16 protein-coding genes are annotated in these 20,212 nt (G+C 47.0%); 1 reads left to right on the top strand and 15 read right to left on the bottom strand.

Annotation, left to right across the window (positions count from 1 at the left end; genetic code table 11):
* Window positions 1-268 precede the first annotated feature (268 nt).
* The 6 genes from E7Z59_RS01735 to E7Z59_RS01710 all read right to left on the bottom strand — a co-directional run bounded on the left by E7Z59_RS01735 (window position 269) and on the right by E7Z59_RS01710 (window position 7,780).
* The gene (locus tag E7Z59_RS01735; protein WP_136334564.1) at window positions 269-1,114 is read right to left on the bottom strand and encodes a hypothetical protein; all 846 of its coding nucleotides are present in this window, start codon (window positions 1,112-1,114) and stop codon (window positions 269-271) included.
* A 146-nt stretch (window positions 1,115-1,260) separates the two neighbouring features.
* Window positions 1,261-2,511 carry an NAD(P)/FAD-dependent oxidoreductase gene (locus E7Z59_RS01730; protein ID WP_136334563.1) on the bottom strand — a complete coding sequence of 417 codons (1,251 nt, stop codon included), beginning with the start codon at window positions 2,509-2,511 and terminating at the stop codon, window positions 1,261-1,263.
* Between the two features lie 4 nt (window positions 2,512-2,515).
* The gene (locus E7Z59_RS01725) at window positions 2,516-3,523 is read right to left on the bottom strand and encodes a 4-hydroxyproline epimerase (RefSeq protein WP_136335485.1); all 1,008 of its coding nucleotides are present in this window, start codon (window positions 3,521-3,523) and stop codon (window positions 2,516-2,518) included.
* Window positions 3,524-3,528: 5 nt separating this feature from the next.
* On the bottom strand, window positions 3,529-5,271 hold the full coding sequence (locus E7Z59_RS01720; RefSeq protein WP_136334562.1) for a DUF885 domain-containing protein: 1,743 nt from the start codon (window positions 5,269-5,271) through the stop codon (window positions 3,529-3,531).
* Window positions 5,268-6,857, bottom strand: a complete 1,590-nt coding sequence (locus E7Z59_RS01715; RefSeq protein WP_136334561.1) for an aldehyde dehydrogenase (NADP(+)) — start codon at window positions 6,855-6,857, stop codon at window positions 5,268-5,270. The genes E7Z59_RS01720 and E7Z59_RS01715 overlap by 4 nt, the downstream gene beginning before the upstream one ends.
* Window positions 6,854-7,780: a dihydrodipicolinate synthase family protein gene (locus tag E7Z59_RS01710; RefSeq protein ID WP_136334560.1), complete on the bottom strand. Its 927-nt coding sequence runs from the start codon at window positions 7,778-7,780 to the stop codon at window positions 6,854-6,856. The genes E7Z59_RS01715 and E7Z59_RS01710 overlap by 4 nt, the downstream gene beginning before the upstream one ends.
* Before the next feature lie 136 nt (window positions 7,781-7,916).
* On the opposite strand from E7Z59_RS01710, the gene E7Z59_RS01705 reads away from it, so the two are divergent.
* The gene (locus E7Z59_RS01705; RefSeq protein ID WP_136334559.1) at window positions 7,917-8,768 is read left to right on the top strand and encodes a helix-turn-helix transcriptional regulator; all 852 of its coding nucleotides are present in this window, start codon (window positions 7,917-7,919) and stop codon (window positions 8,766-8,768) included.
* On the opposite strand, the gene E7Z59_RS01700 is transcribed toward E7Z59_RS01705, so the two are convergent.
* The 9 genes from E7Z59_RS01700 to E7Z59_RS01660 all read right to left on the bottom strand — a co-directional run bounded on the left by E7Z59_RS01700 (window position 8,760) and on the right by E7Z59_RS01660 (window position 20,150).
* Entirely contained in the window at window positions 8,760-9,128 is a 369-nt protein-coding gene (locus tag E7Z59_RS01700) for an MmcQ/YjbR family DNA-binding protein (RefSeq protein ID WP_136334558.1), read from the bottom strand. The two genes, E7Z59_RS01705 and E7Z59_RS01700, sit on opposite strands and share 9 nt — an antisense overlap.
* Before the next feature lie 3 nt (window positions 9,129-9,131).
* Complete coding sequence (locus E7Z59_RS01695; protein ID WP_136334557.1) at window positions 9,132-9,788, bottom strand: DUF4230 domain-containing protein; 657 nt, start codon at window positions 9,786-9,788, stop codon at window positions 9,132-9,134.
* Between the two features lie 809 nt (window positions 9,789-10,597).
* Window positions 10,598-11,359 (bottom strand): cyclase family protein, encoded by a 762-nt coding sequence (locus E7Z59_RS01690; RefSeq protein WP_136334556.1) that lies wholly within the window; start codon window positions 11,357-11,359, stop codon window positions 10,598-10,600.
* A gap of 14 nt (window positions 11,360-11,373) precedes the next feature.
* Entirely contained in the window at window positions 11,374-12,534 is a 1,161-nt protein-coding gene (gene hemW, locus E7Z59_RS01685) for a radical SAM family heme chaperone HemW (protein ID WP_136334555.1), read from the bottom strand.
* Between the two features lie 514 nt (window positions 12,535-13,048).
* Complete coding sequence (locus E7Z59_RS01680) at window positions 13,049-14,680, bottom strand: arylsulfatase (RefSeq protein WP_136334554.1); 1,632 nt, start codon at window positions 14,678-14,680, stop codon at window positions 13,049-13,051.
* Window positions 14,681-14,779: 99 nt separating this feature from the next.
* Window positions 14,780-15,247, bottom strand: coding sequence for a hypothetical protein (locus tag E7Z59_RS01675; RefSeq protein ID WP_242015633.1), 468 nt, complete (start codon window positions 15,245-15,247; stop codon window positions 14,780-14,782).
* A 72-nt stretch (window positions 15,248-15,319) separates the two neighbouring features.
* A complete protein-coding gene (locus tag E7Z59_RS01670) occupies window positions 15,320-16,891 on the bottom strand; it encodes a serine hydrolase (RefSeq protein WP_136334552.1) in 1,572 nt (523 codons plus the stop codon).
* 312 nt (window positions 16,892-17,203) lie between these two features.
* On the bottom strand, window positions 17,204-17,848 hold the full coding sequence (gene pdeM / locus E7Z59_RS01665; protein ID WP_136334551.1) for a ligase-associated DNA damage response endonuclease PdeM: 645 nt from the start codon (window positions 17,846-17,848) through the stop codon (window positions 17,204-17,206).
* Window position 17,849: 1 nt separating this feature from the next.
* On the bottom strand, window positions 17,850-20,150 hold the full coding sequence (locus tag E7Z59_RS01660) for an FdhF/YdeP family oxidoreductase (protein ID WP_136335484.1): 2,301 nt from the start codon (window positions 20,148-20,150) through the stop codon (window positions 17,850-17,852).
* Between the last annotated feature and the right edge of the window lie 62 nt (window positions 20,151-20,212).

Genomic DNA, 20,212 nt, shown 5'->3' with positions numbered 1-20,212 from the left:
CTCTTGCTGCAAGCAAGAGGGGAAGGGGTTGTATGTGAAGATAACCCGAATCAACCCACCCCGTCTCGAGACTTTGTCTCGATCCACCCCTCCCTGACCAGGGTGGGGAGCCACATTTTATAAACATATTTAATGGAGAGTTTAAGTTCGTTGGTAGTATGAGCTCAATGTGCGATGAAGGGACCATTCCATCCAAACAAAAAAAGCCAGGCGCTGTAAATGACTTTACCATTTACAAAACCCGGCTTTGGTTGGTGATTAGAATATACTAGTTGCTAGCCTGAAGGTTCATCTTAGCCTTGTTAAGTTCAGGATGATGGGTGTAGATATAATCTGAGTGCCCCGGATTAAAATACTTCATCCACTTATCTTCTAATTCATTTAGTTCCTCTTCCGTTTTATTGGCTCTCATGATCTCATTCGTTCTTTTACCTGCCTTCCCCATGTCTTCCATAGAATCGTACACCCAGATCTCTAGATACTCTGTTCCTGACGATCCCCATGCATGGGAGAATGGGGTATACGCTTTTACGAACTCGTTCTCTGCGAGGATCTCTTGCGTATACCATTCGTTCAAGGCCATAAACTCTTCCATATTGGAGGCCGGGCCGAGAGGTCTTTTGGTATGGTGTACTCTCATATTGACCACCGTGGCATCATTAACAAGGTCTTTACTGACACCGGGCAACATATAATAGATCTCATCAGAATGTTCCCAAGTGTAAAAACTGTTCAATTCCCGAAAGAAAGCGCGGCGTTCTTCCTGGTCAGGCCAGGCTTTTCGTCTGAGCTCCCCTTCCACTTCCTGCATTTTCCTGATGTTGTCCCAGCCCTGAACCAGGAATAAATGAAGAACCTCGGAGCTGTCGTCGGTAAGGTTATGTGTATAGGTTCCAAAATTACGGATGTATTCGTTATTGTTAACGACCTTGGTTCGGTACTCTTTTTCAAGCTCCAGCCAGCGATTCATATCAAAATCTTCCTTCTCAAGATTGAAATTATTGTAAGATACGATCAGGTAATATTGGTTGTCTTCCTCCTGTACCTGTGCAAAGGAGAATCCAGTGAAGGTGAAGGCTGTTACTAAAAGTAACAAGGTGTTGATAGTTTTCATAGTTTCTGGTGTTTATATAAATGGTTAGCCTTTCAGGATGGAGGAACCAGAAACCGTCGAATCAGGAAGTTAAGTTGCTTTGAATTAAAAGTTTAGGAAGTATTAATTTAAGGGTTTTATTTAATACAATGTAAGTTTTTGTTGAATTAAAATTTCCGTCCCGGATCAAAAGGGGTCAGATCCATAGAGGTTTTTCGTCCGTCAATGAGCTCAGAAATGAGCTTGCCCGTGGCAGGGCCCAAACTCCATCCCATCATGGCATGACCGGTAGCTACTGCCATGTTTGAATAATTTCCAAGCCACCCGATGTAGGGGAGACCATCCGGGGATACCGGACGCAGACCGCATTGGGCTTCTGCTTTCGCTTTTTCTCCGATCTTCAGGTTACTGTAGTATTCCCTGGCCCTGGCGGCAATGGCTTCTACCCGTTCCTTCCTGATGTGTTGATTAATGCCCGAGAATTCCATAGTTCCCGCAAATCGGGTGAATCCACGCATGGGGGTTACAGCCACTTTGCCTTCGCAGAGTACAGCGGGGTAATTAATACCGGTAGGCTCTGCCACATTGATGCGGTATCCTTTTCCGGCCTGAAGCGACAAGGATACTCCCAACTCCTTTACAAGGTTTGAACTCCAGGATCCGGCACTCATTACAAAGAAATCTGCTTCCAGAGTCTCATTTCCACAGGCAATGCTTACCACTTTGTTGTTTTTCTTATGAATCCCGGTAACGGGGGTATTGGTAAGAATGGTTGCCCCATTTTTTTTCAGGTATTCGAGCATGAGCTTCATGACTTCTCCGGGTGTGGTGTGGGCATCGCATTCATAGTGCACCGCTCCCAGTACAGAGGCATCAACCCCGGGTTCGAGGGCATTCAATTCACTTTTATTAAGCACCTTCACTTCCAGGCCTTTTTCTGCTGCAATTCTAGCCGTTTCTTCTTCTCCCTTGGCGGCCTTTTCTGTTTTGTATAGCATCAGCAGTCCTCTTTTATCCAGCTGGAAATCTCCCAATATCCTGCTGTCATGCAGGTCGGTATACAGGTCCTTACTTAAGAGATTGATGTCCCGTATCACAGGAATGGCAGCCTTAACCTTTGCCGCAGTACTCGACCGGTTAAAATACCAGGCCCACTTTAAAAAGTCAGGGTCCAGTCGCGGTTTCATATAGAACGGACTGGAGCTGTTGAACATCCACTTAAGGCCTTTGGCCATCATACCCGGGGCAGCCAGAGGGATCACATGGCTGGGGGTGAGATACCCGGCATTTACAAAAGAAGCCCCACTGTTAATGTCTCCTTTGTCGACCACAATTACTTCATGCCCTTCTTTGAGAAGGTAATACGCTGTGCTGAGGCCTACGATGCCTCCCCCTATAACGATAATTTTTTTTCCCATACGATTAAATTACCTGGAACCCTTCCACATAGGGGTCCTCAGGATCGAGAATGATATGATTATAGCCATAAACTCTTGCCCATCCTTTAATTTCCGGATGGATGGCAGGGAATGATCCTACCCTGGTTTCTTCTGCAATAGTGCCTTCAAAAACAGAGCCTATGAAACTCTCATGGATAAATGTATCACCTTTTTTTAAAAATTCTTTTTGATGCCATTGGGCCATTCGTGCTGAAGTACCTGTACCGCAGGGAGAGCGGTCTATGGCCTTATCGCCATAGAACACGGCATTTCTGCCTGTAGCCTCTGGAGAGATGGTTTTTCCTGTCCACAGTAAATGGGAAACCTTGTTGATGGTGGGGTTCTCCGGATGAATAAACCGGTCAGGGTAACGCTCGTTGATCAGCGCTCTTAGTTCCTGGCTGTAGGCGATCAGTTCAGAGGCCGAATAATGTTCGATACCTTTAAAGTTTTTCTGGGGGTCGAATATGGCATAAAAATTCCCTCCGTAGGCAACATCAAAGTGCAGCTCTCCCAGTACTTGAGAAGTCACCGTAAGATTGGTCGCTATGACAAAGGAGGCTACATTTTTCAGGGCTACCCAGGTCACCTTTCCATCCACCATCTCATAGTCGATCTCTACCAGTCCGGCAGGAGCTTCCATACGAATCTTTCCAGGGGTCTTCGGTGTAACCAGACCTTCTTCAATGACGACCGTTATGGTACCAATAGTACCGTGGCCGCACATGGGCAAAGAACCGCTGGTTTCGATAAAGATGATGCTGAAATCATTTTCCGGGTCCAGGGGAGGATAGATGATACTTCCGCTCATCTGGTCGTGCCCACGAGGTTCATACATGAGCCCTTTCCGTATCCAGTCGTATTCCCTGATGAAGTGCTGTCTGCGTTCACTCATGGTATCTCCTTCCAATACAGGAGCTCCTGATGCGACTACCCTTACCGGATTCCCGCAGGTATGGGCGTCAATACAAAAGAATTTCTTTTTTGTGATCACTTTTATGGGGTGGTATTAGCAGATTTTTCCTGATGGATGTAGGCCTTTATACGTTCTTCCAGGATAGGCAGGGTAACCGTTCCCTGCTCCAGAATTCGTTCATGGAATTCCCGGATGTCAAAATTTTCACCCAATTCTTTTTCGGCCAGGGCACGTAGTTCCCTGATCTTTAACTCTCCCATTTTGTAAGAGATCGCCTGTCCGGGCCATGCGATATAACGGTCGGTTTCGGTATTGATCTCGTGAATGGAAAGGGCGGTGTTTTCAGTCATAAAATCAACGACTTCCTGACGGCTCCAACCAAAGGCATGGATCCCGGTATCGACCACCAGCCTGCAGGCACGCCACATCTCATAGGTGAGCTTGCCGAAACGTTCATAAGGAGTGGTGTATATACCCATCTCTCCGGCCAGGGTCTCGGTATACAAGGCCCAGCCTTCACCATAGGCCGATAAATAAAGGTTCTTTCTGAAGCCTGGGATGCTGTCGCCAAGCTCGCTGTTGAGAGCCATCTGAAGGTGGTGCCCAGGCACAGCCTCATGGGCCGTTAAGGAGGGCAGAACATATAGAGGGCGACTGTTAAGTTTATAGGTGTTCACCAAATAATACCCGGGTTGGGTAGGAGCAGATGGCGGATTATACCTTCCTCCCGTATAAATAGGAGCTATGGCATCAGGAACTTTTTTGACTCCGTAGGGTCTGCGAGGCAGCGTTTTAAAATAGGCAGGCAGTTGGGCGTCGATCCGTTTTGCAATATCCCTTGCTTCTTTAAGGAGTTCTTCTCCTGTGGTGGCATAAAACTGCGGGTCTGTTCGTAGAAATTCCATAAATTCAGCTAGGGAACCTTCAAACCCGGTTTCCTCAAGAATTTTCATCATTTCTGCTTTGATCCTTGCCACTTCCTCCATACCCAGTTCGTGAATGTCTTCTGCAGTATACTCCTCGGTAGTAGTGAAGAAATTGATGCGGTTCTGATAGTATTCTTTTCCCCCGGGAGTGTCAGACACCCCAATGGCATCACGGGTATTTGGTATGTATTCTTCTTCGAAGAACTTCTTTATCTTTTTAAAAGAAGGGATCACACTATCGCGAACCAGGATACGACCTGCAATTATGATCGAGTCTTTCAGCTCGTCCGGAATGACTCCGGGAAGTTGCGCCAGGGGCGAAAAGAAATCACTGGAATCAATCACCCCCACAATATGCTGATCGTAGGTGGAAGCGTAATTCTTAAAGATAACCTTGGGCTGTGAAATGCCTTCCTCCAGACCTTTTTGTAACAGCGCGATATGCTGGCGGGTGTACTCGGGGATGGCCCCCAGCATGTACAGGTATCTTCTGGCATCCTTTGCAGAACTGAGAGGTCGGATGCGGTAATTCAGGCTGAGGTGAAAACCCTGGTCGGCCTGTATAGGGTTGTGATGGGTTTTCAATCGGTAGGCATCAACATCATCCTGAAGGACGAACTTTAATAGTTCGAGTGAGATCCTTTCGGTTTCCGTAAGTCCGCTTTCATTGATGCTGTTCAGGGCACGTAGTCGGGAATCAGCAAATTCAGCTGATGCTTTAAAGCGCTCATCAGTAAAATTACCGAGAGGGTACTGCTTACGGTCGTAGGGTTCAAAGTTTTCTACTTCCTCTATCACCTGTTCCAGTTTTTTAGAGGCTTCTGTCGTTGTTTCCTGGCCATAAACAAAGGCAGAGGTGGTTGTCAGCAGGGTCAGGGTGAAGATCAATCGTTTCATGAATGTACAGGGTCTTTGGTTGGTGTTCCGTTCACGGTTCGAAGAATTCCCAACGGATTGTTACTTTTTAAGGCATCCGGTAAAATACTTTCCGGAAAATTCTGAAAGGCCACCGGTCGTACCCATCGGTGAATCGCTCCTGTGCCCACAGAAGTAAAACGGCTGTCGGTAGTAGCAGGCCACGGACCTCCATGATGCATACTGGTGCAGACCTCCACACCGGTAGGAACTCCGTTTATAACCAGGCGACCGGCCTTTTCTCTTGCAATGGCAACAAGGTTCTTTTCGGTATCTAATTCATCTGCTTCGCCAAGGATGCTGATAGTTAACTGTCCTTTCAGGCGTTTTATGATCTCATCTCTTTCAGTATTGTTCTTGCAGCGAACCAGGATGGAGAAGGGGCCGAATACCTCTTCCATAAGTTCTTCATCTTCCAAAAGATCTTTTGCCTGTACTGACGCCAGGGTAAGATTGCCGTAATTGGGTTGGCTGGCGCTTTCCTGTTCAGCAGCCAGAGATACCGAGGTCTTGTCGAGCAATCGCCTGAATCCGTTTTTAAAATTCTTGTAAATGTCGGGGTGCAGCATACACTGGGCGGGTTGTTGTACGGAGGCGTTTTTAAGGAGCTCGCAAAAATTGTCAAGGGCTTCTCCTTCGGTAGCGATCAGGATCCCGGGGTTGGTGCAGAATTGTCCGGCCCCGAGGTTGATAGAAGCAGCGATCTGATCTGCCCAAAATTCTCCTTTGTTTTTTAAGGCAGTTGGCAACAGGATCATTGGATTTACACTTCCCATTTCTGCAAACACCGGAATGGGTTCTTTCCGTTCCCTGGCCAGATTTTGGAGGGCTGAACCACCGCTAAAACTGCCTGTAAAACCAACAGCCTTGATACCCGGATGTTGTACCAGGGTTTCTCCAACCCTGTGGTCTTTGCTGTTGAGGTTGGCAAACACTCCTGACGGTATACCTTCTTTTTCCATGGCTTTTTTGATGGCCGTGGCCACCAATTCTCCGGTACCGGCATGCAGGGGGTGGCTCTTTACGATCACCGGGCAGCCGGCGGCCAGGGCACTGGCAGTATCGCCTCCGGCGGTAGAAAATGCCAACGGAAAGTTGCTGGCCCCAAATACCACTACCGGACCCAGGGGGACCTTCATTTTACGGATATCAGGTTTTGGCACAGGGCTTCGTTCGGGTAGGGCAGTGTCAATACTTGCCTCTACCCAGGAACCTTCCTTTACCAGGTTGGCAAACAGCAGCAACTGGTTAATGGTTCTGCCCAATTCGCCATTAGCGCGACCTTCAGGTAAACCCGATTCCAGGCAATAGGCATGAACGATCTCCTGGCGCAAAACCTCCAGTTCCTCTGCAATAGCCTCCAGGAAAGCCGATCGTTGAGCACCGGATGAATGCTTGTAGGTTTCAAAGGCCTCTGAAGCAGCCATAACTGCCTGCCCGATCTCTTCCGGGGTGGCTTCGTAGAAGATCCACTCATTGGCATCATTCATTCCCGGATTAAACGTTTTGAATACTGATTTGCCTGTTGCAGACCATTGCCCGTCCACAAGATTTTTGCCATGCATCATAGTGCCGCTGTTTTAAGTTTAAATTTAGACAAGTCAGGCCGGGTTTCAAGTCCCTTTTTAATAATATTTTCTACGCGTTGCCGTTCTTTCCCTTCCAAGGGCAAACGGGGAGCGCGAACAAACTCACTGCCAATGCCGGTGGCTTTTTCGGCCATTTTGATGTTTTGCACCAATTGCGGATTGATATCCAGTTCCAGTAGCGGAAGGAACCAGCGGTAGATCTCAATGGCCTCAGCAATACGACCCTGTTGCACCAGCTCGTAAATGGCAACGGTTTCTGCAGGAAAGGCACAGACCAGCCCGGCCACCCAGCCCTCAGCACCCATCACCATACTCTCTAAGGCCAGGGTGTCAACCCCCGATAAGATCTTCAATCGATCTCCGAAGCGATTCTTGATTCGGGTAATATTAGAGATGTCTCTTGTCGATTCTTTAACCGCCTGAATGTTGTCGAGCTTCAACAATTCTTCGAACATATCAAGGGTCACTTCGATCTGGTAGTCTACCGGGTTGTTGTAAACCATAATAGGGAGGGAGGTACTTTGGGCAACCGCCTTAAAGTACACCATGGTTTCTCTTGAGGTGGCCTTATAACGCATGGGGGGGAGCATCATGAGACCGGAGGCGCCGAGCGATTCAGCTTTTTTGGCACTCTCTATCGCCCCGGCAGTGCTTTGTTCTGCGATATTGATGATCACCGGAACCTTTTGATTGCAAATATCGATGGTTTCCCGGAGTAAGCATTCCTTTTCCTTAGAGGTTAAGGTGCTAGCCTCCCCGAGGGTGCCTCCCAGGATAATACCGTGAACCCCGGCTTCTAGTTGTGCATTGATATTGACTGCAAACAGATCCATGTCTAGTTGATCGTCGGCAGTGAACTTGGTGGTAACAGCGGGCATAACTCCCTTCCATTGAAAATTCATAATTCTTAGTTTTTGGTAACACAAAATTAAGGGGAGTCGCCATGATAGGTTTCTATCATTTTAGCCTATAATGACTGTATTTTAACCTATATAGTATAATTTAGTGTTTTAAAAGAATAAAATAAGATAGTTTTAAATGAAAGTATTCCCATTTAAAATACCCAAGCCCGCCAATGAAAATCTGGTGATACAGGTAGACCGGGAACGTATCTTCTACGATAAGCTTCACCAGCATGAGGAGATTCAGGTGAGTTATATGGTGGAGGGGTATGGGAAGCTCCTGGTGAATGATAATGTTTTCAGTTATCATCCGGGTGATCTTTTTATACTTGGTGGTGAAATGCCTCACCTGTTTCGCTCAGAACCCAGGGGTGAGGAGGTGTCTCATATGATCTCCTTTTTTCTCACCGAGGATGCTTTTGGAGAAGAATTCTTCAGGAAGAAAGAATTAAGTTCGTTGATGCCGTTTTTTAGAAAGAGCCAACAGGGGTTGTTGTTAAGGGCAGATCAGCATGACCTGTCTGCTCAATTTTTAAGACTCCCCGGGCAGGATCAGTTTGCCCGGTTCATGGAGGTTTTGAATATCATGCATGCTTTGTCGGGAATGCAGGGGGAGGTGCTAAGTAGTTTCCGCTACAATAAAGGCATCACAGATGCTGATGGAGAGCGGTTGCAGGTAGTTTTTGACCAGGTGATACGTAATTTCAGAGATCCTATTGCTCTCGAGGAGATCGCTGCTATGGTGCATATGACCCCTAATGCCTTTTGCAGGTATTTCAAAACCCGCACCAACAAAACCTTTTTCGAATATCTAATCGCAATACGTGTTGAGCATGCCTGTGAATTACTCAGTGCCCATCCGGATTTACAGGTAGCTGAGGTGGCCTATGCCTGCGGATTTAAAACCTTATCCCACTTTAATAAGAAATTCAAGGAATTGAAGGGAGTTTCACCACGAAGCTACAGACTGAATGTCCATTCAGCTTAGAGCATCGTAGGCTTCTTTAAGTTTTTTAGGAAACTTGGCTACAACAAGCTCGTAAGAGTGATCGGAGAGCTCCAGGATCAAGCTTGGAGGCACATCAACATCGCATCGTACCGTATTCCAGTGAAGCTTGTCCATATGAAACCCCGGACTTACCCCGGCATAGGTCTCGCGAAGCTCTATGCTTCGTTCGGGATCACATTTTAAGTTGACGCTTTGTTCTCCGGCCTCCCATTTTTCCAGGGGTATCAGGGCAAACATCTTTCCCATCACTTTAAATACCAGGGTGTGTTCATCAAACGGAAAAGATTCGGTAACCCCTTTTTTATTCAGGCAATGATCTCTGAGCTGGTCAATATACATGGGTCAGGATTTTACGGATGACTTTTTTGGTTTTGACCCTGAAAGTTTTAACTCCCGCGAATCCCCCTCGATCTCCAGGGCCGTATAATCCAGTTTCCAGCCGATGGCCTGCACCATGTTCTCGATCATTAAGACCGCATCAAGCGCTTCTTTTTTGGCGGCATCCAGCAACCCGCTTTCCGGAACCTTGCTGAGAATGTGTTCCCGGGCTTCCCGGTTTACCTTCGAGAGGTCTTCTGTTCTGAACCAATTAAACAGTCCTTCTTTGATATCGTAGTACCGTACATCGGGTTCGATACTTAAAACCTCAGGTTCTGGAAAGGCTTTCATGATGATCTTCTTCCCGGCCTCATCGGCTTTTAGTTCTATCTTTTTCAGGTCGAACCCTACCTGTACCTTGGCGTTGATCACCAACAATGCTTTTTTCTTGCTGGTAATGAGTCGCAGGAACCGCTCTTTGACATTCTCGTATTGGTAGATCTCAGCAAACTCCCCTTCAACAGTAACCAGTTTACACACATTGTGAATTTTTTCAAGCAGGACGATGCCCTGGGAATGGGTGATCTCCCTCGATTTTTTTGAACGGTAGATGGAAAAGAGCCAGAACATGCCGAGCCCGCCCAGGAAAAATCCGATGAGTATTTCGATAATATCGCTCATTTGTTACTTTGATTGATGGGTGTGCAAAGTCTTATAAACCTACGAAAAAATAGGGATATGGGGATGTAGGGATATGGGGAAGTAGGGTGTCTTCGCGAGGGAATAAAATGACTGAAGCGATCTTTTTATTTATTGCTAGGTTTCCAAGGAAGCAAAGGAGCTAAGAAGTAAAGGAGTAAAGTCGAGAAGGGGCAAATAGGCTAATAAGCGAATTGGTCGTCTTCGTGAGGATTTTGAAATCCAGCTTTCTTGTGGAGGATAATGACTAATTAGTTATATTAATATTGGGCTCCTTCCCCTGGTCAGGGGAAGGTACTCTTGCTGAAAGCAAGAGGGGAAGGGGTTGTATGTGAAGATTACCTGAATCAACCCGCCCCGTCTCAAGGTTTCACCTTGATCCACCCCGCCCTGTCCAGGGTGGGGAGCCACATTTTATAATTTTTTTCAACAGAGAATCTAAATCCTTCAGTGGTAGGACCGAACGTTAAAAAAACAGCCGGTGGCTGTTTTTAGTGAAGGGGCCAGATGGGGCCATGGCGATAAGGGTGAAATTCTGAGCCCTAGATATGATCGTAAATCTATCATTCATAATCCATAAATTCTCGTGACTCCGTACCCACGTACCTCCGTACCCTCGTCTCCTTCTACAACTCAAACTCGCTTGCCAAGCCGCAGGCATGGTCTCTCAAACTGATCCTCATCCTTTTTAAATAGTGGGCAGTTTACAGTCTGCAGTTATCCCGACCTTGTTTTCAGGAGATTGCCACGTCGGGCTTTGCCCTCCTCGCAATGACGTCATCAATTCCAACTCAAACTCGTTCCTCGAACTCTACCCTGTACAAAACGGGTTTGCTGGGCGAAGCATCATTTTCAAAAGAGGCGATCTGCAGGTTGAGCAGGTACAACCCGTCTTCAACCGAGTCAGGAACATAAATAAATTCGGTGATGGTGGTTTCCTTTCGTGGGGCCTCAGGATAGTTCCAAAATGCTTTATGTGCCAAAAGCTTTCCATCGTCTTTTTCCTTATCAACTGAGGGCAGGTCTATCAATAGGTGTTTGATACCCTTTTCAGCCATCCATTTGGCAGCTGCTTCTTCGAGATAGGGCGGATTGGTATGGGAGTACTGTTTTGTCTTTTTGGAGGTGTCATTCGGAAGGGTTCTGATAATAATGGCTTCGGCGAAGTCGTTGCCCCATGCTGCCGCCAGGTAATCTTTACTGATCACCAGGTCTTCTCCACGTGCTTCAGGTGCTACGGTGATTACCCTGCCAAGGAAGAAAAAGGTTTTTAATTCCCGGTTCACGGAATGGAATTCCTTACTGATATGGCCTACGCATTCGGTATGGGTGCCGTGGGCGTGCGGATTAAAAAAGACATTGTTGAAGTTGGTCGATGATCCTGCGGCCACACTCCCTGTAAAATCCCCGTCTTTTACCGGGCTGATCTCCGGAGGTGGAACATACCAGGCGTTCGGATTTTCAGCTCCGTTCTTTAGGGGCAGAGAAATATCAATGGGTTTAGACAGATCGGTCCTTAGATTTCCCTGGGGATGTTCAATAAGCGTTTTCAAAATGGAGAGATTTATTACTCTTGTAAATTTAGCAGAAAAAGGTCAGCTGCCAGTCCATCGGCCAGGAACTTTCCTTGGGTAGTCGTTTTCAACACCTGTTCCTCAGGTTGTTCTTCCAGGACCAGGAAACCGTCGCGGATATGGCCGGCGCTTTGTTCTAATAAATAACGACTGTATTGATCTCCAAACTCTTTTCGGATCCGGTCTACCGATACCCCCCAGATGGTACGCAGGCCGGTCATCAGGTATTCGTTATACCGGTCTTTAGTGGTCAGGGTTTCCCGTTCGAGGGGTAGTTGACCCTGTTGCAGCGACTTCATGTATTTGGGGTTGTTGGCAATGTTCCAGGAACGTTGCTCCCCGTCGTAACTATGAGCCGACGGACCAATACCCAGGTAGTGTTTTCCCAGCCAGTAGGCTGAATTATTGACACTGAAAAATCCTTTCTTCCCGAAATTGGATAATTCATAGTGGATGAAGCCTGCGTCTTCGAGAGTTTTCACCAGGATCTGAAATTGCTCGGCGGCCTGTTCATCACTGGGCGCTTCGATCACCCCTTTATGAATAAAATGTTCCAGGGCGGTTTTGGGCTCTACGGTAAGGGCGTAGCTGGAAATATGAGGTATGTCAAAAGACAGGGCAGTATGGATGTTCTGTTCCCAGGCTTCATGGCTGAGTCCAGGTATTCCATAGATCAGATCAACAGAGATATTGTCAAAATACTTTCGGGCCAGTTCCAGGCTTTTTAAGGCTTCTCCTGCATTATGCGCCCGGTTCATCAGTTTCAGGTCCTCCTCCCGGAATGATTGTATCCCCATACTCAGTCGGTTCACACCGATATCCCTGTAGGCTTTTAGTAAGAACTCGGTATCGGTTTCCACCAGGTCGTCGGGATTGACCTCTATGGTGAGCTCGATCTGTTCTGCCACTTTGAAATTCCGGTACACGCCACCGACCAGATATTTCAACTCTTCAGGCGTTAACCGGCTGGGGGTTCCCCCGCCGAAGTAGATGGTTTCTATAACCTCTTTACCCACCTCCTCTTTGCGCAACTTCATTTCGGTAAGCATGGCGGCCAGCATTTCATCCTTATGTTTCATGGAAGTCGAAAAGTGAAAGTCGCAATAGTGGCATGCCTGCTTACAGAAGGGGATATGGATATAGATTCCGGCCATGGATTGAGTTACGGGTTACGAGAATATTGTGATATACATGAATTATCCCCCCTCCTTCTTAAGGAGGGGTGCCTGTCCCGATAACTATCGGGAGGCGGGGTGGTTTTTACGAAGGTACGAAGATTGGGGTAGTTAATGGTTAGTCGTTAGTGGGGAGTAGTTTGATCCTGCTCTGCAGGAAGGATTATAGATGATAAATATGAATTATTGCCCTTATGAAGGTTTGAAACCCGGATTTCTTGTGGAGGATGATAACTGATTGAAAATTAAAACAAAAACGGGTACCTTCCCCTGGTTAGGCGGGGAGATACATTTTATATATTCATCTTAGTGTAATTATTAAATCTGTAGGTGATATTCCCGAAATTTCAAGATAAAGCAATCTATCTGTTTCCCTCAATAATTCAAAATCGCTGTACATAGTTTACTGTTGGTCCAACTTCCAAACTCGTACCTCAAGCTCGTTCCTTATTATCATCCGAAGCTTTAGCAAAGGATGACAAACTATATCCCGCTAATTCCCAGTCGGCAATACCTGTACCCGAACCTCTTCAGCATATCGTGTCCATTCGTTTAAAAGCTCCCGGTATTTTTCAGGGTGCTCAGTCTTCAGGTTGTGTTGCTCCTGCATGTCCTTGGACAGATCGAAGAGCTCGAAATTAGCGGTGTCTAGCGGACGGATGCTGTTTACCAGTTTCCAATTGCCTTTTCTTACCATGGCATTATTGATATGTTCCATGGAGAACACATAGTTCTCGTCATGGATCTGATCAGAATTACCCGAGATAAAAGGTAGAATAGAAGCCCCCCGAAGAGGATAGACCGGGTGACCGTTGTAAGTATCCGGATAGGTAACGCCTGCGATCTCGTAAAAAGTAGGAGCCAGGTCCTGCAGGGAAAGGAAATTGTGATGCAACTCGCCTTGTCGTTTTACGGATGGCCCTGAAATGATCATGGTGGTATTGATACCACCCTGGGTGGTAAAATCCTTGAAATATCTGAAGGGCGCAGAGCCGGCTTCTGCCCATTGTGGGCCGTAGGAGACATAGGAGTTCTCTTGGCCCATATGCTCATACTCTTCGTTGTAGTATTCCTGTAAAACCTTAGCAAGGGTCCCCCGGTTGTAAAAATCGCGATGGCCGGCGCCGTTGTCTGACATAAAAACGAATACGGTGTTGTCAAACGCTCCTGTTTCTTTTAAATACGAGATCAATCTGCCAATGTTGTGATCGAGGTTGTCTACCATTCCGGCATAGAGCTCCATTTTACGGGCCTCCTTTTTTTGAGCTGATGGAGAGAGCGAATCCCATGGAGTAATGAGCTTAGCAAACCGGGGGTGAATTTCAGGGAGCACGGCATCCTGCGGAATGATGCCTGCCTTCTTAAGCGATTGAAGCCTGCTTTTGGGTAATTGTTCATAACCCTCATCATAGCGGCCTTCATATTTTTTCCAATATTTCTCATCTACCTGCAGGGGCCAGTGGGGCGAGGTATAGGCGGCAAAGGCAAAAAAGGGCTTGCCATCTTCTTTATTGCTGCCAATATATTCGATAAGCTTATCGGTATAGAAATCTGTGGAATACTTTCCGTCGGTCCACCTTACCACCTCCCCATCTTCTGTGTAAGTTGAAAGCCCATCACTCAAAGCGCTTTGATTGGAATAATGATTTCCGGCGCCGGGCAGTAAAACGTAGGAGTGCTCAAATCCTTTTTGATGCGGATTGTCTTCCGGTTTCATGCCCAGATGCCACTTTCCGGCCATATAGGTGTGGTAGCCTGCATCTCCCAGTAATTGAGGGATGGTGGCCACCCGATTGGTTAAATGACCCTCATACCCGAATGTATCAAGCACTACGCCCTGAATCCCCATGCCGGCTATATGGTTGTCGTTCCCGGTTAGGAGCATGGCCCGGGTTGGGGCGCACATAGGAGCCGTGGTAAACTGGCTGAACCGAATCCCGGTTTTGGCCAGGGCATCAATATTGGGGGTTTCAATATCGCCCCCATAACATCCAATATCCCCGAAACCCAGGTCATCGGCCACGATGAGCACGATGTTTGGTTTTTGATTTACTACCTGTTTTGGTTGTGTTTGGCAGGAACTCAAAAAAATGAGCAGTACGATCAGAGATATTTTTGTTTTCATCTTTTGGATACTGTGGGGTTAATTGCTTTTATAAGCCATACACTCGATCTCTACCCGCGTTTCTATGGACTTGGCTTTTGAGGCGAGGTTGGAAGGAGGTTAATCTGCATCTAGAAATTCCTGCACCACGGGATGATCTTTTGAATCCATCTGCACCATCCAGCTGTCAATGAACCACCTGCCATTTTCAAAATGAAGTTGAACACTGTTCAAACCTCTGACCTCCGAAGGTTCTTCCGGGTTGGTCCGTACTTCAAAGGCGGTCCACACCAGGGCTAAATGGCCAAACTTGCTGACCTTGCGTTTTAATTCTATTTCGTACGCTGCCTTTCTCGGTTGTAGTAATAATGGAATGTAGAGTGATTCCAGGGAGTGGTTACTGGCATTCCCTTCCTCGTCGACATAGGTGATAAGGGCATTCTCTGAATGCAGGAATTTATCACGTTCATATTGCCAGGGGTCTTCAGCACCTCCTGAAAATGCGTCATACCAGGCATTGATGATCGCATCGATCGATTCAACATCCTTGCTGTATTTTTCTTCCGGAGATTGAGCAAAAACGGTCAATGAAATTAGTAGGCAAAAGCACGCAGACACTTTGTGTTTAAATGGGATCATAACTGTAAGCGGATATTGGTATTACTCTGTAATTCTTCTTAGGTCGAGGTCGTGAAAATCAAAACTGAAATCGATCTCAGGAGAGATGCCCTTCATAGAAATAGCCGAAGCTTTTCCGGTCTCATCCAACTGAAAGGTGGCAAAGGCATCACAATTCATATCGTGGTAATCCCATGCTATGGCGAAGGTATTTGCCTGGTAATAGCTCATCTTTCCGTGAAGTTTGGGTGAGCGCAGGGATCTGAACCACAGGATCCCATCTTTTTCATAGATCTCGACTTTTCCAAACCACGGGTCTTTGTAAGTTCCGGTAAATTTGGAGGGATCCAATTCAACAGACCCGGACTTTTCTACCTGTTCCCATACTGCGTTTACCACAGCTTCTGCCTCGGAGGAGGAGCGATTAAGTTGCTCCTCAGTAAATGCGATCCAATCCATTGTATCCACCCCCGTTAACTTTTCTATAATTTCAAAGGATAAGGTTCTGTAATTATACCCTCCCGGATCGCAATTGGTAAGTACGATGATCCCAGCATTGAGTTCCGGGAGCATTGTGACCATGGAGAGCATACCCGGCAATCCTCCGGTGTGATTGACCACTGTATATCCATTCATATCCTGGAGGAAGAATCCGAGGCCGTACCCTCTGTAATGTTGTTTAAACGGGTTATCTCCAAAAGGATCGTAAAAGATATTAGTATGTATTTTCCACAATTCCATCTGATTGACTTCGGAGATCAGCGTATCCATTTTTGACTCGCCATAAGCCCCCCTGTTCAAATGCATTTTAACCCAGTTACTCAGATCAGAAACGCTGGAATAAATACCTCCGGCAGCTCCTAGGCTCCCGTCATTTTTAGTATAGGTGGGAATTTCGATCACCTCACCATTTTCTGTTTTATGCGGATAGGCTATATTGGTATAACCAGAGATATTCTGAAAAATACCCACAGAGTGCGCCATCCCAAGATTGGCCATGATTTCGTCCTGCACAAATTGATCCCAGGGTTTCCCACTTACCCGGTGTACAACTTCCCCGGCCACCACATACAACAGGTTGTCGTAATCGTACTTGGTACGGAAGTCAGAAACCGGAGTTTGGTATTGAAAGCTTTTGATAACATCGTCTACGGTAAAATCCGCCCCGTCCGGAAAGAACATCAGGTCTCCGGCGCCAAGGCCTAATCCGCTTCGGTGGGTTAACAGGTCGACGAGGGTGAAATTAGCGGTCACATAAGGGGCATACATCCTGAACTCCGGAATGTGATCGGTCACCTTATCGGTCCACGAAAGTTCTCCTCGATCAACCAATATTCCCAGAGCAGTTGCTGTAAAAGCCTTGCTGTTGGAGGCGATAGCAAACAGGGTGTTTTCGTCTACCGGCGTGTTCTTGTTTTTGGAGGCCACTCCATAGCCTTTCAAATGGGTAACCTCCCCATTTTGTATGACCCCAATAGCTACTCCCGCCTGGGGAAATTTGGCCATGGATACTTCTGCCAGGGAGTCAATATAGGCTGAGGTTACCTTCTCCTGTGAAAAGCATAAGACCGGGAGGATTAGTAACAGGAGGAGCAATCGTTTAATAAGATTCATGATGTTGATTTAGGCATTAACAAATCATGTCCGGGGGAAGTAAGAAGTGGCATCATTTGAAAAGCAGGTTGATTAATTCGCTTGTTATCTGAAATATAGGAATTTATTTGTTAAAATATTTTAATGAGAACTGTCGCTCTTTTTATCAGCTGTATCGCGATTAAAAAGAAAGTCACTATACTTCAATGCAGGTAAATTGCAAACTGGTCCCTTGTTATCATCCTAGATGTACACCAAAGCTTTAGCGAAGGATGGCAAACTCTTCCCTTATAGTGATCCTCACCCTCGTCCCTGAAACTCGTCCCTCGAACTCTACTCTCCACTCACCAACAAAACTTCCTCCGGGGTCACAGCAAACACCTTATCCTCCTTAGTGGGGGTCATTACGTATTTCCCGGTGAATTCGCCAAAGGCAGGAAGGATGAGCTGGTGTTCTTTTTGGAAGAAACAGGGCAATTTCAGGGTTTGCTTTGCAGGGCCTTTCAATCGAATACCCGGATGAATATGACCGCAGAGATTGAATAATTCCGGGTGATCGGTGGGTTCATGGGTAAGCAGAAATTCTTCGAGCTCCCATTCATCTTTGATCTCGATATTCAGTTTTTCCAGCTTGTGTTCCGGAATGATGTCGTGGTTCCCTGTGATCAGTACAAGGTTGGTTTTGGCTGTACGCACCCACGACTGAAACAGCTTCCACTCATTATTGATATAACTGTGAAAGAGGTCGCCCAGAAAGCAGAGGGTTTCCGGCTCGTAGTGTGCACACAGCTCATCCAGTTTTTCATAAGCCTTGTACATGGCCTGCTCCGGTACGGCCATGCCATTTTTTCTGAAGTGGGCCGTTTTTCCCAAGTGAACATCCGCTACCAGCAACATCGACCGGTCTTTCCAGAACGCGGCACCATAGGGGTGAAGCTCAAAGGTGTGTTCGCGAAATACAGCCGTGGTGGGGGTCATCTCAGGAAATTTTATGGATACGGACTTTTACTGATTTACTGATCGGGGTATTGCTCTTATCAGCAAAATGATTATAGGGCACCAATACGTTGGTTTCCGGGAAATAGGAGGCTATATTGCCACGCGGGATATCATAGGGAACAACAATAAATTTTTCAGCCTTCCTCACTACCCCGTCATAAGTACTGCTGAGGTTCACCACCTCCTCTTTTTGCAATTGATGTGAACGCATATCTTCTTCATTCATCAGGATCACCCGGCGTTCGTTGTAGATACCCCGGTAGCGGTCATGGAGTCCGTAGATGGTGGTATTGAACTGGTCGTGAGACCGGATGGTCATCATCAGTAGTTCATCCTCCGCCAGGTCGTGTTCGGGCAAACCGCAGATACTGAGTTGGGCTTTGCCTTCCGGGAGCTTGCTGAAATCAAGGGTTCTCACATTGTTCGGAAGATAGTATCCACTTCCTTCACTGCGTTTGCCCAGCCCTTCAAAGCCTTTGACGACCTCGCCTAATTTGCCTCGGGTCAATTCGTAGTCATATCCCATCTCCAGCCATGGTACCTGATGGTCTTCTCCAAAATAGGCATGGGCGATACCGGTAACGATCTCGGGCTCACTCTTGAGGTTGTCTGAGGCAGGCGGCAGGAGTCCTTTGGTACGATGCACCTTCCCCATACTGTTCTCCACGGTCAGAAATCGCTGTTCGCCATCCTTCAGGTCCTTTTCCGAGCGCCCCAGGGTGGGCAGAATAAGAGCAGTCTTTCCTGTAACCAGGTGAGATCGGTTGAGCTTGGTACTGATCTGCACGGTAAGGTCGCAATTTTGAAGTGCCTCTGCCGTGTACCGGGTGTCGGAGGCTGCTGAGAGGAAATTACCTCCCAGGGCAATAAAGACCTTCGCTTTTTTGTCGTGCATGGCTTTTATGGCATGTACAGTATCGAGTCCTTCCTTGTCGGGCGGACTAAAACCAAATACAGCTTCGATGGCTTTGTTTAACCGGGGGCTTACATGATGCATAATACCCACGCTGCGATCGCCCTGTACATTACTGTGTCCTCGTACGGGACAGGTTCCTGCTCCGGGTTTTCCAAGGCTGCCTTTCAGCAAAAGGAGGTTCACACATTCTTTGATATTTTCTACGCCATTCTTATGTTGGGTAAGCCCCATGGCCCAGCAAATAATGATCTTTTTCTTAACGGCTAACAGGGAAACTACCTGGTCGATCAGGGTCTCACTTACCCCGCATCGTTCCAACAGGTCGGTCTCGTCGTATTTTTCCAGGTCCTGCATAAGAGGTACATACCCAGCCACGTATTTTTTAATAAAATCATGATCAAACACCTTTCCTTTTTCCCGGTCGAGCGCAGCAAGCTTTTTGAGGATGAGTTTCATCAGGGGTACGTCCTGGTTGATCTTGACGGGTAAATGAATGTCGGCAATGGGGGTGCCGTCAAGAAGCAAGCCTTTAATCTCCTGGGGGTTTTTAAATCGGACCAATCCAGGTTCTTTTAAGGGGTTGATGCTGATCACCTTACCTCCGTTCTTTTTGCATTTCTCAAGGGCCAGCAGCATGCGTGGATGATTGGTTCCCGGATTTTGCCCCATGACCAGGATAACCTCGGCCTCGTGAATGTCTTCGAGTTTTACCGAACCCTTACCGATACCTAAGGTCTCGCCCAGGGCTGCCCCACTCGATTCATGGCACATATTGGAGCAGTCGGGCATATTATTGGTTCCGAAAGCACGTACAAATAGGCCATAGAGAAAAGCTGCCTCATTGCTCGAGCGCCCGGAAGTATAAAATACAGCTTCGTCAGGGGTGCTTAGGTATCTCAGATGATCTGCAATAAGGTCAAAAGCACCTTCCCAACTGATTGGCTCATAGTTGACCTCTCCGGGTCTTAAAACCATAGGGTGTGTAAGTCGGCCGCTCTTACCGATACGGTAATCAGACCATAGAGACAGTTCTTCAACAGAATGTTTTTTAAAGAAATCGGGGTCTACCCGTTTATTAGTGGCTTCTTCAGCAAGAGCCTTGGCGCCATTTTCACAGTATTCTGCCACCTTGGAAGGTTCCTCCGGATCGGGCCATGCGCAGCCCGGACAATCAAAACCATCTTTTTGATTCATATGCAGAAGGGTGCTGAAGGCTTTCACAATGCCCATTTCCTTCATTCCGTGTTCCATGGCCACCTTCACTCCTGTGAATCCGGCAGCGGTATCTGCCGGTTTGGTCACCTTGAGTCCGGTAAATTCCAGGTCGCCTTCTACAGAGATCTTTCTCTTTTTGTTTTCTTCCATCATGATGTGTTGTGCTGCTCTTCCTGTCAAAAGAGGTGCATCTTTAAAATTAGCAAATTCCT

The organism is Robertkochia marina (assembly GCF_004799345.1).
Taxonomy (GTDB): Bacteria; Bacteroidota; Bacteroidia; order Flavobacteriales; family Flavobacteriaceae; genus Robertkochia; species Robertkochia marina.
Note: the sequence above shows the minus strand (reverse complement) of the source record. Positions and strands in the feature narration are given on the sequence as shown.